Source organism: Lactococcus taiwanensis (assembly GCF_014905395.1).
GTDB lineage: Bacteria > Bacillota > Bacilli > Lactobacillales > Streptococcaceae > Lactococcus > Lactococcus taiwanensis.
The window spans coordinates 310,125-327,017 of the sequence record NZ_BNDT01000003.1 but is presented as its reverse complement, the minus strand read 5'-3'; the positions used below and the strand labels follow the sequence as shown (position 1 = coordinate 327,017).

Here is a 16,893-nt window from a genome sequence, read left to right as displayed (position 1 = left end):
TCTACGGGCCTGTCTTCGAGCAGTATCATGCTTAGTTTTGTCAGGGTTTTTTGCTTCCCACTTACGATTTGCTTTTAATTCTTCTGTCATAGTACCTCTATTTTAACATAATCACAGCCTTTACAGAATGCTTTATAAAGCGTGTTGCCTTACATCTGATAAGACCGTCATTTTAAAATAAATAGGACTATAACAGCCCTATCTATCAAGGTTATTTAAGATTTAATCCCTAAAGCTTTAAGGTATGCTTGATCTTTGTCCGAGGTAGCAGGATATTTTTTAGAAACTTTAAAATCTCCCCCTTCATCAATGACTAAAGCTACTTTTCTCAGGCCTTTAACAAAGTAATAAATAGGTTTTTTAGCCCACTGATTAACAGCACCATTTTCTATTAATTCTTTAGTTAAATCTGACATCTCATTGCTGGCTTTTTCAGATTTTTCTTTCATGGCTTTAAGCATTAAAACTGTTGCTTTAGCATCTTCCTCATACCAATACTGATGGGTAATACCGGTATCAATATCGACATTAATACTAGTGTCAATACTTAATGATAGATTTACTGTGCATATCATATATAAAAAACTGTATATTCTTGTATATGCAGTTTTTTATTTGAAAATATTCTCATCATTTTGCTAGTCTAAGACCCGATCAATTAGGAGAATAATCATGTCACTAAATTTTTATTCTGGTCGATTAATACCGATACTTTCATTTACGTATAGATTTGGATCGTCAATCATCTGATGAATTAGCTTCGCAATCGCTCCACGAGAGACATCATGCCCACCAAATTCCTCTCCCTTATACGTAATTTCATAGTTATTTGTCCCGTTGTCAAACCAACCCGGACGTATAATCGTGTAGTCAAGTTGTGATTTTTCTATAATATCTGCTGCTTTCCGATAATCTTTCAAGGCAGGATTATTTCTTAAATTGCCTCCAACTCCAACAGAAGCTGGTATTTCATCATAAATACCCATCGAGCTGATAAAAATCAAACGTCTAACACTAGATTCTTCCATTGCTGCAGTCAAATCTTCAGCCATTTTTGTTAAATTACCAGATAGTGCCGCAAAAACAATATCTTGTCCATCTAGAATATTTACTAAGTCAATCGGATTCATCACTGAGCCTTCTATAGCTAGCTCATTGGAGGTCAAGTTTTGCAAACGTCCAACAGACCGAGAAAAGAGTGTTAGTTTATGATTCGTCGTTTTTAATTCTTTTCGAAGTTCGCGTCCAAGTGAACCAGTTGCTCCAATAATTAAGACATTTGCCATTTTATTCTCCAATCTTTAATAGTGATTTAATTGCTGTACGTTTGTCCATCGCTTCGTATGCAGCTTGAATCTCATCTAAACTAAATTCTGCTGTAAAAACTTTACCTGGATTGATACTACCATCCAACACCTTATCCAATAATAAAGCTTTGTCATGTGTAGTAACAGAAGCAACACCCCCTACAAGTGTGATATTTTTCCAGAAGAGTGAATCAATCCATTCATTATAATCTACATCATGAGGGACACCAACACGACCAATATGACCTCCCGCACGAACAACTTGAAAGGCAGACTCAATTGATTCTTTTGTCCCAACACACTCAAGAGCTACATCGACCCCGACACCACCTGTTAGTTCTAAGAGCTTCTCAATAGCTTCCTTCCCCCGTTCTGCTAAAACAGCTGTTGCTCCAAATTCACGAGCAAGTGTCGCATTTTTCTCATGACGTGACATAGCAATAATTTGTGAAGCTCCACGTAATTTTGCTGCAATTATAGCACAAAGTCCAACTGCTCCATCACCAAATACAACAACGATATCTCCCTCTTTTACATTCGCACTAAATGCAGCATGATATCCTGTTGGCATCACATCTGCAAGAGTTGTAAGAGAAGCTAATTGTTCATCAGTATAGTCTGAAGGTTGTCCTGGAATTTTAACAAGAGCACCATCTGCATTAATTGCACGATAAATTTCACCTTGATATCCACCATTAACACCTTCCGTTGCATTTGGGCAATTTGCTTCAAATCCTGCAAGACAAACTTTGCACGTTCCACAACCATGAGTGAAAGGTACAATAACAAAATCACCAGTTTTGAAGTTTTTAACCTCCGCTCCAACTTCTTCTATCACACCAATCGCCTCATGTCCGACAACGCCTGATGGACGTGCAGAAATCCCCCGATACCACCAAAGATCAGAACCACAAACACAAGCACGAACAATTCGAATAATTGCGTCCGTTGTCTTTTCAATAGTGGGAGATTCAAATTCGCGAACTTCCATTTTCCCAGGTTTAACAAAATAAGCTGCTTTCATAATTTTTTCTCTTCTTTCTTTTTTTAATAACTACTGGCTTCTGAACCTGTAATTCTCCAAACATCATTTATTTTTACGAAGTGATAAATTTGTTGAAGTCCACCCGACCACATGCTCCCCCAAACTTGAGCTTTGACCTGGTTTTTACCAAGTAACTTTGCTGAGTGATTATTTATTTCCAATACTTTAACATTTTCTTCTGTTGATTCAAAAAACTTTATCTCACCAAAATCAATCTGCTCCAACCACTCTGTAATTGGTTGGATGTAACCTGTCATATGTTTTAAATAGGCCTCTTCTGTAAAAAGTCGACCTAATCTTGCTGTCTGTTTACTGACCATCCAATCATTTAAATCCTTATAAAGGATAATAATTTTTTCTGCATCTTCCATTTTATCTTTTCCTTCCTAAATTAGTAAACAATAATACTCCTAAGCCCAAAGCATTAAATGCAACAACAAACCCCATTACCATGTGGTAATAAGATAACCAGTTTCCTAATACATTTGATGTGAAGAGAACAACAATTGAAAGTCCTACAGGCCCGCCAATTTGATGTACCGTATTTGTCATACCACTTGCTGCTCCTGACAATTCTGAGGATACCCCCTCTACGCCTGCAGACGTCAAAGGTGCCAACAACCAACCTTGTCCAATTCCCACAAGAATCATAGGTAAACCGATTGTAAGCAAATAACCATTTCTTGGATCAATAATTGCCGAAAGCAACATCCCTACAAGTAAAATCCCTTGTCCAAGAATCATAACTTTGTTATTACCAAGTTTCACAGTCAGACGTGGTAGATAAAGAGCCGCAATAAAATTAACAATTGTCAGTGGTAAGAAGCCCATACCTGCTTGAAAAGGGGTAAAACCATAATGATTTTGCATGATTTGCGGGAGAATGAACCAATAAGTTAACATTGCCATCATAAACGTAAACCGTGCAATATAGGCTCCCGAACGAATACGATTTGTAAATAAAGCCAAGGGCATAATTGGAGAGGTTTGAGAATGTTCCCAAACAATAAAGAGTACAAGGATTAAAGCAGATAAAATAATCAATAACATGTTACTTACTGTTATACCGTAAACGAAAAGCAAAGCGAATATGACTGAGAAAAAAGCACCTAGAAAATCAATTTTAGTAGTTTGTGGCTCATTTTTATCAAAAATTTTAAATACAGTCAGCATAATTAAGAATATCGTAAAAGGTACATTAATTAAAAATCCCATACGCCAACTGAAAGCACTTGTTAACCATCCACCAAGGAGAAGACCAACTGATGAACCAATCCCAGCTGTTGCCCCATAATAGGATATTGCTTTCATGCGCATCTCTCCTTGATAATTATCCATCAAAATTGCTAAAGAAGTTGGTGCGAGGATTGCTGATCCTACTCCTTGAATTGCACGAAAACTAATAATTTGCATTGGATTCTGTGACAGACCTACTGCAAGAGAACTCAAACCAAAAATAACTAAACCAGCAAGGAAAATTCTCTTTCTACCAACAAAATCTCCCAAGCGCCCCGCCAATAGTAGGAAGCCTCCAAAAGTGATTGTATAAGCATTAGATACCCAAGAGAGTTCTGATTCATTTAAATGTAACTCTGAAGCAATTTTTACCGTTCCGGTAAAGATAATACTATTATCCATCAAAATTAAGAAATAGCTAAAGAGAATAATAAAGAGTACAATACCAAATTTTTTATTTTTCATTCTTTCCTCGTTTCATTTTTTATTTATGAAATTATTATAAAAAAAAAGCATTTCTCTGTGAAATGCTTTTTAAAATAGTGTATATGCTTTTTAAGCATAAGAGCTATTCTTCTTTTAAATATTCCTTGATAAAAGCTTTTGTGGCTGGAGTTAATGGTATGTTCTTTTTCCATACTAATAACGAGTGTGTATATACTTCTGGTCTTAGTGGAATAGTTTTTAAATCAGGATAATTACGAATGAGCGCTCCTTCAGTTACGACTACTTCACCTATGCCTGCACGAGACATTTCAAAAATATGAAAGCCAAGATTAAAACCACCTACAATATTCAAGTCAGTCACCTTACTCCCCATCCAATCTGCAAAGTATTCTCTCACTTCTGAACGTTCTGAGATAATTAGACGCTGTTTTCTCAGAATTTCAGGAGTAATATACTCTAATTCCGCAAGCTCTGAGTCTTCATGCGTGAGTAAAACCCATTGTTCCACAACATCAAGGCGTTCCACATTGTACTTTTCTGTTGAAGCAGGCTCTATTAAAAATGCAATGTCGACAAGACCATTGTCTAGTTTATACTTGATATCATCAGCATTACCCGAAAGAATGGTAAAAGTAAAGTTAGGGTAAATATTAGTCAAATTTTGCAGAGTTTGAGCAATTTTTACTGTGGTTAGCCCTTCTAGAGCACCAATTGTTAAATGACCCGTTAATTCCTCTTTTTTACGATCACTAAATACTTTTTCCGTATTGCTCGCCAATTGTAAGATTTCTTCAGCTTTAATTTTTAAAAACTGTCCATCCTCAGTAAGTACTAAATGTTTTCCATCTCGAATAAAAAGTTGCGTATCAAGTTCTAATTCTAAATCTTTAATCTGACGTGACAGGGTGGGTTGAGTAATGAATAACTTTTCCGCCGCCGCAGAAACCGTACCAACCGTTGCAACTGTCCAAAAATATCTTAATACACGTAATTCCATTATATGATTTAATTCCTCATTGTTTTTCTTAATTAATTTGGTGAAAACTATACCTATTACTACAATATATTATAACATTTTAAAATTATCACCATTATCCTTATTGAAATTGTATTTAAAAAAGTACTATCATTCAAAAATAGGGAGCGTTTATAAAGCCTTCGGACACTTATGTTTAACTTAGAAAGCAACCTAACGCTCCTGCACTCGGCATGCTTAGCATAAAATAAAAAAACTCAAGTGAAGTATTTATTCTCTGAATTTTTTATCTTTAAAGTATTTTCCTTATTATTTTTGCAGGAACTCCTCCAACAATAGAATTAGCTGGAACATCTTATGAACTGAGTTCCATCAAAATGAATGATCCAGAAGAAAAGAAATTGGCCATACTTAAAGCCATACAGTAAATTGAGAATAAGTTTGGTTCAAATACAGTTTTAGATGAGGACTGCTACAATAAAACTGACTCCTATAATTACACTTAAACAAAGCTCCATCCAATAACCTTTAGGATGCCTTCTTCTCAAATGCCTTAAATACCTTTTCATTTACCTAGTCCTCAAATATTTTATAATTTTTACATCAAAAAAACTGCTCCTTTTAGGAACAATTCTATACTTATTTTGTAATTAGTTAGCTTTTAAATATTGGAACACTTAGTGGCCTATTCTATTCTAGCATATAAACTTGCTATGTAAATGGCGATAGCTTCACTGACGCCAACTCTATCTGCTAAATCTGCTAAGCCAGCAGATTTGCTCCAAACAAACAGATAACGACACCTTAATATGCTGCTACTAACGTTTTATTAGTAAAAGTTTGGCTAGTCAAAGGACTACTTCCTTGTGTAACCGGATTAACAATTTTACCATTCTTTTTGACTTGAATATTTTTAATTGTAGATTTTGCATTCGTATAGTCATGAAGAATATACGCATTCCCACCAGGTACCAGTTTAGACTTATATTGACCCACTAAGGTCCCATTAACAAAAGTTTGCATGTAACCAGATGTAAAATATTTAACTTGTAACTTCACACTTTGACTATTAGCAATGCGTGGGGCATTTGTTTTAACGGAATAGAATTGTTGACCTGAAGTTCCAGCTCCTGCAGGAAAGTTTATGGTCGTTACATTAATTCTACCTTGTGCAAAGTTGCTATCATTTCCTGCTTGATAATGTAGTTCCACTCCAATTTGACCACTTGTACTTCCTGAATTGCCAGCAATTACAAATTGATTTTCATAATCACTACTTCCCCCAGATAATGATACGTCCGCAGAAAACTCAATAGCTGCTGGAGTTGATAAGTTCTTGTTATCAAAAGCTTTATTTGAATAAAGAAGACGATAAGAACCGGGGACACTTTGTTCTGATCCTCCGACACCTGTAACATTAATATCCACTTTCTTTGGAGCTGCGGTAGCTGCTGGGGTTCCCATTGTTTTCCAAGCGACAGCCCCATACTTCCAACCCACATTTAGTAAGCTGTTTTGTTCATAGGTGTTGGTCGTATAATTATGTGAACCAGATTGAGCGTTTGGATTGTAGGCTACATAGAGGTTAGTACTTCCGCCTGAGTAGAAAGCAGCTTTTCCTCCATTGTCCCAACGCCATCCTTTACTGACAAGACTTTGAGCTTCGTATTTGCTCAAGGTGTAGTAGTGATCTCCTCCACGTGCGTTTGGATTATAAACACGGTAGACAGCTTTTCCGGAAGTTGCAGAATTCCAACCCAACCCTTCATCTCGCCATCCTACACGATTTAGATTGGCTCGTTCAGCCGAATTTTTTGTGTAGAAATGTTCACCAGTATTCTTGTTATATAAACGATAAACTGGGACGCTAGTGTCTGCATGAACCTGTGTCGTGATTATTGAAACAGCTCCGAATGTAGCAGCTGCACCAACAACCATCAATAAATTTTTCATTTTCATAAGTATTACTCCTTTTTAAGTTAATTTGAATAATAACATTACCAAATTTAATCACAAACCATATAATCAAGAAAGCACTAAACGTTAAGAAGATTGCTAATCCCACAGAGGTTCCTTCATCATGCATTTTTCACTCCTTACTCTATTTGTCACGTATGAGGTTTTACAATATTATTTTATCATAAATTTCATGTTAATTAAATAAAGCTTAAAAGTTTTATTTGCCTTTTCCAATCTTTGTGAATGATCGTCATGACATATTTTCCTTTTTCCGATAAACCTTCTGACTCCGAAAGGTAAGCTTATCTCTCCTGATGCACTCACGCGCCGTCTTAATCTATTATTGAAGCAGTTTAGTTACCCTCCTATAAGCTGGATAACTTATGAGATGATACATGGATATGTATATTGCCAAACATAACCTTTCTGACCAAGAAATAGAGAAACTAAAGGTAGAACAAACGAGCACTCGTGACAATATGTTCTGTTTTAATGTTTTTTTCATAATCATCCCCTTTATATTTGTACGCCACCCCCATTATCAAATTTAGGGTAGATAGATGTATTTTATAATACACAACTCCTGTATTGTAAGCGATAGAGCTAAATCACAATAAATTTTTTAAGTAAATCTTTATAGAGTATATAACAATTTAACTTACTTTCTGCGATATTTGAAGTATACATACTTCCTTAAGCGCCTTGCTAGAATCAAAACAGTGATTATAAAATAAAAGGGTTCTCAACTCGTTCAATATATTTTTTTAATAAATTTGTATATATTCTATAACGTCAAATATTGAGGAAAGATTAAACCTTTAACTCTCATCTATGCCTGTTCAACCCCTTACTTCTTAACATAATAAAGCAGCCTCTTTCGAGACTGCTAATTTTTTTAATTTCTCAATTTCCGGTAACATAGAATTATTTCAGATGCATTAAATGCTATTTTTCATCTCGAATACCTTTTCTTTTTTTTATTATAATTGCTGAAGAACTAACAGATAACGTTAATAGTGCTCCAGAAGCTAGAGCAATGAAGGGTTTGCTTTTATCGTCTCCTTTCTGAGGCTTCGCCGGAGAAGGAGTCATCTTATTCTTTTCATATCTGTACGTTATAATTTGAGCTGTATCACTTAGTGCTCCAGTTGCATTATCTGGAAGTTTTGTACTATCCAAAGTATATCCATCAATCGATAATTTATAAGTATCTCCTGAAGCGTCGTAAGTTTTTCCTAAATCCCCGCTAATGATTTGAGGTCTATGAATCTCATAACCATCCGCATTTATATATTTTATAGTTACATCAGCAGCCTTACCCATACTAGGTTGCCACACATAAGTATCAGCATCATTCGATCCATCAAAATTGGTCATTAAGTCACCAGATGACCAAATGTTTTTACCATTAGGAGAGCTCTCTGTACCAGTCCCTACATTTTGCCATTTACCTGTAGGAGTATAGCGTGTAATATCTTGCAAACCTGCGCCACTACCAAAAATGAAATCAGGTCCTAATGTTAATTTTTTTAAATAACGGGGGATAAAAGAGAACATATCCTTCATACTCTGTACTCTTCTGGTATTAAAGGTCGATAAATCTAAGCCTGTTAGTCCTCCACAATTAAAAAACATCCGAGACATAACAGTAACGTTAGAGGTATCAAAACTTGACAAATCTATCTCTTTTAATCCTGATAAATCACTGTCAGAACTGTTCATAAACATGCCTGACATATTAGTAACTTTTGAAGTATTAAAATTTGATACATCCAAGCTGCTTAGTCTCGAACCAGAAAACATACTACTCATGTCCGTAACATTAGTTGTATCAAAATTTGATAGATCTAAGCTGTTTAGTTCTATATTAGAAAACATACTGCTCATGTCTATAACTTTGGATGTACTAAAACTTGATATATCCAAGCTGCCTAATCTTGCACCCGAGAACATGCTATTCATATTCGTAACGTTGGAAGTATCAAAGTTTGATAGGTCTAAATTAGCTAGTTCTACTTTAGAAAACATGCTACTCATGTTTGTAACGTTGGAAGTATCAAAATTTGACAAATCTAAGCCTATTAAATGACTATTAGTCCTCTGATAAAAAAACATGCCTGACATGTTAGTAACTTGAGAGGTGTCAAGTAAATTTAAATTATTAATTTGAACCAAGCTTCCTAAATCTGCAAATAAATATGATGAGTCTGAGTAAGCTGTTACTAGTCCTTCAAATGTAATTTTCTTAATTTTATCTTCGTATTCGTTCCAAGGAGAGAGCATGCTTCCCTTATTACTGTTATAACTAAACTTTCCACTTTGAAGGTGCAACACTCCATCAGTATCTAATCGCCAAGGCGAAGTACCAAAAGTACCAGAAGCGATCCAATCGTATTCAGTAACTTCTCCTTTAACATTATTTATAACACCTTTGGTTTGAATCGCAGTCGGAGTGATGATTTTTGTTTTTTGCTCTTGATTTTCATAATCATTCGAACCACTTGACGTCCTATCATAAATGGCTGGAGTAGCACTGGTTCGAGAAGATAGGCTATCATTACTCACTAAGTATTTTGTAATTAAACCTTGATTTAAAGCCACAGGATTAGTTCCCGCAACTACTGGAGCTGCACTAGGGAAAAGAATAACTCCTAGTACAGCGAGCGCTACTTGTTTTTTCATATATATATATTCTTAGTTACCTCGATATTCTTTTCGAAACCGTGGTAAACATTTTCTTATCACTTTCATTATTAGGAGCGATGACCACTACTTCTGATCACTGTTCTATTAGTTTGGTTGTTAAATTATTTCTGGTTATTAAAAATCTCCATTAAGATATGTTCACCAATCTATGGGGTGCTTAGCTTCCTGATCTATTTAAATACACGTGGAGACTTTCTTTCTTAAAACTTGCATATTCTCTACTCCTTCAAAAAATATTTTAAGCATATATCAATTAATTTATTCGTTTATATGGTAAAATTCAGCTATGTTAGTATGATTGGATTATTGTAGCAATTTGTCATTGGATAAAAAACGATAAATATTTAAAACTTCATTTCTTTTCTACATATTACGAGTGGAAGCTCAGATGAAATTGGAAAAACAACAACTTAAAATATGATAGGACACGATAATTTATATTCAAGAGCTAAAAATTAAATTTTTACATATATTGTACGAACAGCATAAAGTTTACTAGGGCGGAATTATAAAATTACTCAATTGTAAAAATAATTATGAAGATCAAAGCCTGATAAATATTCAAAAATTTTTTATGATTAGTGACCACTGGCCCTTTAATACTCGTGAGGACCGTCTCCGATTAGACTACCGTTCTTAAACTCCAGTTTATAATTATAGCAAAAAAATATCTCGCAATCCATTAATCGTATGTTATTCATAGATTGACTAACTGCGAATGAATCGTATAAAATCCTAAATACATTATTTTTTTACTCAGATGAGTTTCTGCAAGACGATGTGTATGCCCCCAATATCGACGCCTCACAGCAGTGAAAGCTAAAGCTATAGGTTCTGTTTTTGGATCAAAACTATTCGTATACTTTTAAAGTCATAATTAATTAAATTTTCGATTATTGGGACAAAAGGACAATTCTTTTGGATGGTTTGTATTAAGTATTATAAAATTTTTTAAAAATCCAGACTCCGATTAAGTATTAAGCCCGTATAATACACCCGAATGTTTAATACTTACTTCTGACTATTTATAAAACTAACCATATCCGTAAAATAAATACCCTGCAATACATCACTCCTGCAGGGTATTTATTTGTTTTAAACTAATTCAGTATAATTAGTTATTTTACTACAACCGCATATTTACGGGCATTGTAGATGGTTTCAAAAGTCGTTTTACTTAACCAATATGAACCACTGATCGGATCAGAAACATGTACCTGATTACTCGATTTGTTATATCCATCTAGCGTAACAGCATGATTATTATTAACAGCTGCTCCAAACGGCCATGCTCCCCAACGAACTGGTTGAAAATTGATTGTTACCCAGGTAATAACGGGATTTCCAATCTTTATCTGATTGACTAAGGAGGATACTGAACTTCCTGAAATATTTTGGACATTCCCATATTTCTTTGCCCAGGCTGTAAGAGGAGCTGGATATATAGCAGAATAAACACTGCTACTTTCTATAAAGGGACTTCCTACAAAACCGTTATTAGGGTTACCATCTGGAGATTTAGGTATCGTCTTCAAAAATTGTATTAACCCCCAATTTATAAGCTTACCTTTATATTGTAGGGCTTGTAAAAGAGAAGCTCCTTCACACCCGCTAGGGGCACCTAATACATATTGATTATAATTGTTCACTCCTAATAGACGATAATCCTCATAGCTTGGTTGACCTTGCCCGACGGCTGACCAACTTATCCCTTCGTAACGCCATCCCATCTGTCTAAGTGAATCACGCTCATATGAACTTAAAGTATAATGGTGCCAGCCACTATTAGGATTGTACATTCTATAAACTGGTATTTTTCTAACCCCAACATATGAATACCACCCTATCCCTTCATAACGCCATTTAATTCGTTTTAAATTATCTCTTTCATATGAGCTCACAGTATAGAAATGCTCCCCATTATTAGGATTATAGAGACGATAAACGGGGGTTCCTGTTGTAGGGGCTTGCCAACCTACACCTTCATAATTCCACCCAACTTTTCTTAGTGAATCTCGTTCATACGAACTTGAAGTATAAAAATGTTCCCCACTCCTTGCATTGTAAATACGATACATAGCAACAGAACCTATTGGTGTTAATGCTCGTGAAGAGCTCTGACTAAATTTTCCAGATAATAAAGGTTCACTCGGAGTTTCAGTAGTTTCTGCCTCATCTTTTCCTGCTTTAATGGGTGCCTCTAAAATAATATTCTGCCCGTCTAGATTTATAGCACTACCAATCTCATCAGCATCTACTCCAATTGATAAGATCATTACTAAACTAACTAATATTCCTAATACTAAACTTTTCTTTTTCATCTATTCTCCATATTTCTATACGAGATATTTCAACAACTATACTTTCTAAAGCATTTACAAATTTTGGTCTATTTTTTCTAGAATCCTTAAAAGTTCAACTCTTTCGTTTTCTGTTAGACTGCTAATTAAATTACTTTCTGATCTATCAAAAATCTGATTAATCTGTTGAACGATGCTCAGTCCTTTCGGCAAAATATAGAGGTTTTTTTGTCGTTCATTATCTTTAGGTATTCGTCTTTCAATATATCCATTTCTTTCTAATCCCTGGAGCATACTGGTAATACTAGCACCTCTCCTGTGAAAGACTTCTGCTAAATCTTTTTGAATCAAACCCTTATCTTGATTCTCTGCAATATAGGCGATTACCCTTGCTTGCTGCTGATTAATTTTTAAATCTTTCATCGCTTGGTTAGAAGCTACCATTGATTTTTGCGAGATAGAACGAATTAAATTTGAATAGATTGTGTTAGTCATGACAACTCCTACTGTTTAGTTTACTAGTTCTTACTCCTTAGTATAAATTTATTTAACTGATTTGTCAAAAGCTAATAATTAGATTTCTAATAGTTAACGTTTGACTTTTAACATATATTAAGTTATTATAACCATTGTAAATTAGAACTCTAACTATTATAGTTCTAATATTATGTCAGGTAATTAGAAAGAAGAACAATAAAAATGAGTAAAAAATCCAACTCTTATGATCTTAAGGAAGCGCCTATCAGAAAAGCAATTGCTCACTTATCAATTCCCATGATGATTGGAATTTCCGCTACAACAATCTATAACTTAATCAATGCCTATTTCATCGGTCTTGTCCGTGACACAAATATGATGTCAACAATCACTCTAGGTTTAACAATAACCATTGTTTTCATGGCTATCGGAAACCTTTTTGGTGTGGGAGGTGGAACCTTTATTACTCGCCTGCTAGGTTCTGGCGATAAAGAAAAAGGAAAGAAAATCGCTGGTTATTCTTTCTATATGAGTTTAACCATTGGTTTATTTATTGGACTTGTTTCTCTTTTCTTTTTAAGTCCGATCGCTCATATTTTAGGAGCAGACGTCGCAACTCTTACTTATACTAGAGAATATGCTGCAGTTTTATTAGGTGGTGGTTTTAGTATGATTTTAAACTATGGACTGGAACAATTAGTTCGTGCAGAAGGCGCTTCAAAAGAATCAATGTATGGAATGTTCGTTGGGGTTGCGTCTAGTATTGCCTTAGATGCCCTCTTTATCCTAGTTTTAAATCTTCATGTTATTGGGGCTGGACTTTCAATGGTGATCGCAAATCTAGCTTCTACTGCTTATTATGTCTGGTTTTTAGAAAATAAAAGCGAATCGCTTAAAGGATTTTTAAAATATTTTAAAATCAGTTTAAAAGACCAATTTGAAATCTATAAAATTGGGATTGCAGAAGTTTTCAAATCAGCATTTATGATTGTCACAACACTTTTGTTAAATCATTTTTCTGTTCAATATGGTGATAATGTTCTTGCTAGCTTTGGGATTGCCCTTAGAATCACTCAACTGCCTGAATTTTTGACCATGGGACTCTTTTTAGGGGCCATTCCACTCTTTGCCTATAGTTTTGCTTCAAACAATACTCAACGATTAAAAGAAGCACTTAAAGAGTTAACACTTTGGATTGGCGGAATTTCTATTCTCTTTGCTTTAATTGTCTATCTTTTTAGAGTTCCTGTCATGCAACTCTTTACTGATGATAGTGCAGTAATCAAAGTGGGCTTAATCGTACTAGCCGCACAACTGGTTTCATCTGTCTTCAATGGTTTTTCTGGATTATTTACTGGAATTTTTGAAGCTTCTGGTCTAGGTGCGCAAACTGGGGTAATGTCTACTATCCAAGGGATTCTTTATATCCCAATCGTCATTATCTTACATCATTTTTACGGATTAACTGGCCTCATCTGGTCAATGACCCTAACAGAAGGAATTGCCTTTGTAGCAGGTCTCATCATGCTTATCCCTTATTTATTAAAATTACACAATGGGGAGTTAATAAGAGAATAAAGGAAATTATTCTTATACAAATGTTATAAGTGATTAAGTAATTTATGCTATTTATTCCTCTACTATGAAAAGGACCTTTATTTTTAAGGGTCTTTTCACTATGATATTATATAGCCTCACGGAACTCTATAACTTATCAGCAACTGCTCCCAGTATCAACAATAATAAGATACCGAAGATAAGAATCATGACGCTCTCGATAACAGCTTGGTTATTTTTTTTCATATTTGCCTCATTTCCTTAAATGTTTACTTGTTCTAAAAATATTGAATTTGAACAATCTTATTTAAGTAGACATGATCAAATCATCGTTTGATGCTCCAGAAATTAGGAATAAAGTGTCTCAAATGTTAAGAAGTTTTGACCGCTTTCACAAAACGTTGTGCAATCTCTAATGGGCGTGTTATTGCACCACCGATAACCACTGCCTCTACGCCTAAATTCATTATTGCTTTTGCTTGTTCTGGAGTCTGTATCCTTCCTTCAGCTATAACAGGAACTTGTGCATTAAGCAAAGCTTTGATTAATTCGATATCAGGACCTTTTTGCACTTTACTTTCATCTGTATAACCACTCAGCGTTGTACCTACGAAGTCTATTCCCGCTTGATAAGCATTTATACCCTCTTCCAAAGTAGCACAATCTCCCATAAATAATTGGTTAGGGTATTTTTCCTTTATCTTTCTTATAAATTCGTTAATTGTAAGTCCATCATGCCGATTTCTTAAAGTACAATCAAGAGCGATAACTTCGCATTGTATAGCTACAAGCTCATCAACTTCTCTCATGGTTGGTGTAATAAACGGTTTTTCTGGCAAATAATCTCTTTTGATAATACCTATGATAGGTAAATCAACCATTTTTTGGATTTCGGTGATATCCCTTATAGAGTTCGCTCGAATCCCAACCGCTCCAGCCTCCGCCGCAGCCTTGGCAAGGAAAGGCATAATTCCTCCCACCTCACTATATAATGGTTCACCTGGTAATGCTTGACAGGATACAATGATACCACCTTTGATTCGTTCCAAAAAGTCTTCTTTTTTCATTAAAATTACTCCCTTTTTTATTAAGTTAGTCATTTCAATATAGCATGCGCTTTCATGTTTGTCAAATTTATAACGTATAAATTGTAGTTTTTAAACAACATTTTTGAATATTCAGAAATTTTATTCTACAATAGGTTTAATCACTCTAATGGAATCGGAGGTCTTCAAATGGAAAAACTCTCAAACGCACTGCTTGTAGCAAAAGATGCTCACCTTTATTTTTTCGACTCGTTAGATGAAGCAGATGTTATTTCAGGAAAAAATCTAATTACCTTCACTAATAGTCCATTGGGTAGACTTAAGTTATCACATTATAAACTCATAATTTTTCTAGATTCAGGCTTCCAAATTTATTACCCTAAAATAGTTAAAAATTACACAAACGCTAAACTTGTTCTCTTCTTCTGGAACCATCTCACTGGGTCTCGGGCAAGGTTACTTCAGCGTTCGAGATACTCAAATTTGATTGATGAGTACTACAGTTTTGATCCTATAGAAGCAAAAAAGCATAATATTTTTCATAACTCAACCTTTTACAAACCTTGTATTACCCTAGAAGAAAAAACTCCTAAATATGATTTGTTTTTTGGTGGTAATAATAAGGGTCGCTCAAAAATCGCTCAGCTCATCATGGAAGAATGTCAAAAAAGAGAAATTTCACTTAATCTTTTTATTGTTGAAGGAGATAAGGGACATGACAATAAAGGTTATATTCCATATAAACAGTTTTTAAATTTTTTAGTTTCTTCTAAAGGGATATTGGAAATTATGCAAAAGGATCAGACGGGTTTAACTCTAAGAACAATGGAATCACTTTTTTTTAAGAAAAAATTAGTCACAACAAATCAAGCTATTAAACATTACAAATTTTATCATCCAAACAATATTTTTATTTTGGGGGTTGATTCTATTGATAAACTCCCTGAGTTCATGAAAAAGGATTATTACGATTTGGACATAGAGCAAGTTAACTTTTTTAATCCTTACAACTGGATACAACGATTTTTTATACCCACTAGATTTAGTCTGTTGGAGGAATATCATGATAGCCTTCTCTCTTTACAATAATTTTATAAACCTAAAAAAAAAAAAACGGTTTGTAAATTACAAATCGTTTTTTAGGAGTTCAGCAGCAAGTAAACTTTAATCAAAAGTTTTATTCCACTGAATTTTTTTGTAAATCTGCCCGTTTCTTGTTTCTAGAATAGTTAAACTGCAATTACTAATCATCGGCGTATTTCTTATTTCAGAAATACTTTCTCCTAAAAGATACTTCATCACACTCATTAGAAAAATTCCATGGCTAACGATTAAAACATTATTGTTTTTGTTTTTATTATAGATTTGCTGTAAAACTCTTTGACCTCTCTGAATAAGATGTGTATATGTTTCTCCACCAATACTAGAGGGATCAAAAATTTCTGGGTGATGAAAATAATTATCAAATTGTGGATGGTTTTGCTTTGTTGAAACTATAGTACCATCCCAGCTACCCAAGTCCATCTCCCTTAGTTCCTCTTTAATAATGATTTCTCTAGGCTTTGAATTATTCTCCATCAAAAGATGAGCTGTTTCTAATGCCCGAGATAGAGGTGAGGCATAAACCTCTGAAAATTCTACCGATTTTAAGTTCTCACCTAAAAGAATTGTTTTTGCAATCCCCTCAGTTGTTAAGGGAGTATCTACAGTAGCCCCATTAAATCTACCTTCACTATTGGTTCTAGTTTCACCGTGCCTAACAAAATAAAATTGTGTCACTATATCTCCTTGCAGCAGCTATTTCTTTTGCTTAATATCTCTTTTACTACACATATAT

Annotated in this window: 14 protein-coding genes; 2 read left to right on the top strand and 12 right to left on the bottom strand. The window is 34.5% G+C overall.

All coding sequences use genetic code 11. The annotated features are described in order from the left end of the window. Nucleotides 1-215: 215 nt before the first annotated feature. The 10 genes from JKP71_RS05655 to JKP71_RS05610 form a co-directional block, all read right to left on the bottom strand. A complete protein-coding gene (locus JKP71_RS05655; RefSeq protein ID WP_200407331.1) occupies nt 216-575 on the bottom strand; it encodes a hypothetical protein in 360 nt (119 codons plus the stop codon). Between the two features lie 111 nt (nt 576-686). Continuing rightward, entirely contained in the window at nt 687-1,286 is a 600-nt protein-coding gene (locus JKP71_RS05650; RefSeq protein WP_200407330.1) for an NAD(P)H-binding protein, read from the bottom strand. A gap of 1 nt (nt 1,287) precedes the next feature. Beyond that, a complete protein-coding gene (locus JKP71_RS05645) occupies nt 1,288-2,331 on the bottom strand; it encodes a zinc-dependent alcohol dehydrogenase family protein (RefSeq protein ID WP_200407329.1) in 1,044 nt (347 codons plus the stop codon). Nucleotides 2,332-2,354: 23 nt separating this feature from the next. Beyond that, on the bottom strand, nt 2,355-2,723 hold the full coding sequence (locus tag JKP71_RS05640) for a nuclear transport factor 2 family protein (protein ID WP_200407328.1): 369 nt from the start codon (nt 2,721-2,723) through the stop codon (nt 2,355-2,357). Nucleotide 2,724: 1 nt separating this feature from the next. Beyond that, nucleotides 2,725-4,053: an MFS transporter gene (locus JKP71_RS05635; RefSeq protein ID WP_200407327.1), complete on the bottom strand. Its 1,329-nt coding sequence runs from the start codon at nt 4,051-4,053 to the stop codon at nt 2,725-2,727. A gap of 103 nt (nt 4,054-4,156) precedes the next feature. Then, nucleotides 4,157-5,032 carry a LysR family transcriptional regulator gene (locus tag JKP71_RS05630; RefSeq protein WP_200407326.1) on the bottom strand — a complete coding sequence of 292 codons (876 nt, stop codon included), beginning with the start codon at nt 5,030-5,032 and terminating at the stop codon, nt 4,157-4,159. A 783-nt stretch (nt 5,033-5,815) separates the two neighbouring features. After that, the gene (locus JKP71_RS09575; protein ID WP_234446111.1) at nt 5,816-6,970 is read right to left on the bottom strand and encodes a hypothetical protein; all 1,155 of its coding nucleotides are present in this window, start codon (nt 6,968-6,970) and stop codon (nt 5,816-5,818) included. 945 nt (nt 6,971-7,915) lie between these two features. Beyond that, nucleotides 7,916-9,652, bottom strand: a complete 1,737-nt coding sequence (locus JKP71_RS05620) for a BspA family leucine-rich repeat surface protein (RefSeq protein WP_200407325.1) — start codon at nt 9,650-9,652, stop codon at nt 7,916-7,918. A gap of 1,142 nt (nt 9,653-10,794) precedes the next feature. Further along, nucleotides 10,795-11,952 carry a C39 family peptidase gene (locus tag JKP71_RS05615; protein WP_234446110.1) on the bottom strand — a complete coding sequence of 386 codons (1,158 nt, stop codon included), beginning with the start codon at nt 11,950-11,952 and terminating at the stop codon, nt 10,795-10,797. A 99-nt stretch (nt 11,953-12,051) separates the two neighbouring features. Beyond that, nucleotides 12,052-12,471, bottom strand: coding sequence for a MarR family winged helix-turn-helix transcriptional regulator (locus tag JKP71_RS05610; RefSeq protein ID WP_075525679.1), 420 nt, complete (start codon nt 12,469-12,471; stop codon nt 12,052-12,054). Between the two features lie 204 nt (nt 12,472-12,675). On the opposite strand from JKP71_RS05610, the gene JKP71_RS05605 reads away from it, so the two are divergent. Further along, nucleotides 12,676-14,031, top strand: a complete 1,356-nt coding sequence (locus JKP71_RS05605) for an MATE family efflux transporter (protein WP_200407323.1) — start codon at nt 12,676-12,678, stop codon at nt 14,029-14,031. 350 nt (nt 14,032-14,381) lie between these two features. Here the strand turns inward: JKP71_RS05605 and JKP71_RS05600 are convergent, their stop codons facing one another. Then, nucleotides 14,382-15,077 (bottom strand): N-acetylmannosamine-6-phosphate 2-epimerase, encoded by a 696-nt coding sequence (locus tag JKP71_RS05600; protein ID WP_200407343.1) that lies wholly within the window; start codon nt 15,075-15,077, stop codon nt 14,382-14,384. Between the two features lie 168 nt (nt 15,078-15,245). On the opposite strand from JKP71_RS05600, the gene JKP71_RS05595 reads away from it, so the two are divergent. Continuing rightward, nucleotides 15,246-16,145, top strand: a complete 900-nt coding sequence (locus tag JKP71_RS05595; RefSeq protein ID WP_200407322.1) for a WaaS/CpsH family glycosyltransferase — start codon at nt 15,246-15,248, stop codon at nt 16,143-16,145. Between the two features lie 75 nt (nt 16,146-16,220). On the opposite strand, the gene JKP71_RS05590 is transcribed toward JKP71_RS05595, so the two are convergent. Then, nucleotides 16,221-16,835: a histidine phosphatase family protein gene (locus JKP71_RS05590; protein WP_200407321.1), complete on the bottom strand. Its 615-nt coding sequence runs from the start codon at nt 16,833-16,835 to the stop codon at nt 16,221-16,223. Between the last annotated feature and the right edge of the window lie 58 nt (nt 16,836-16,893).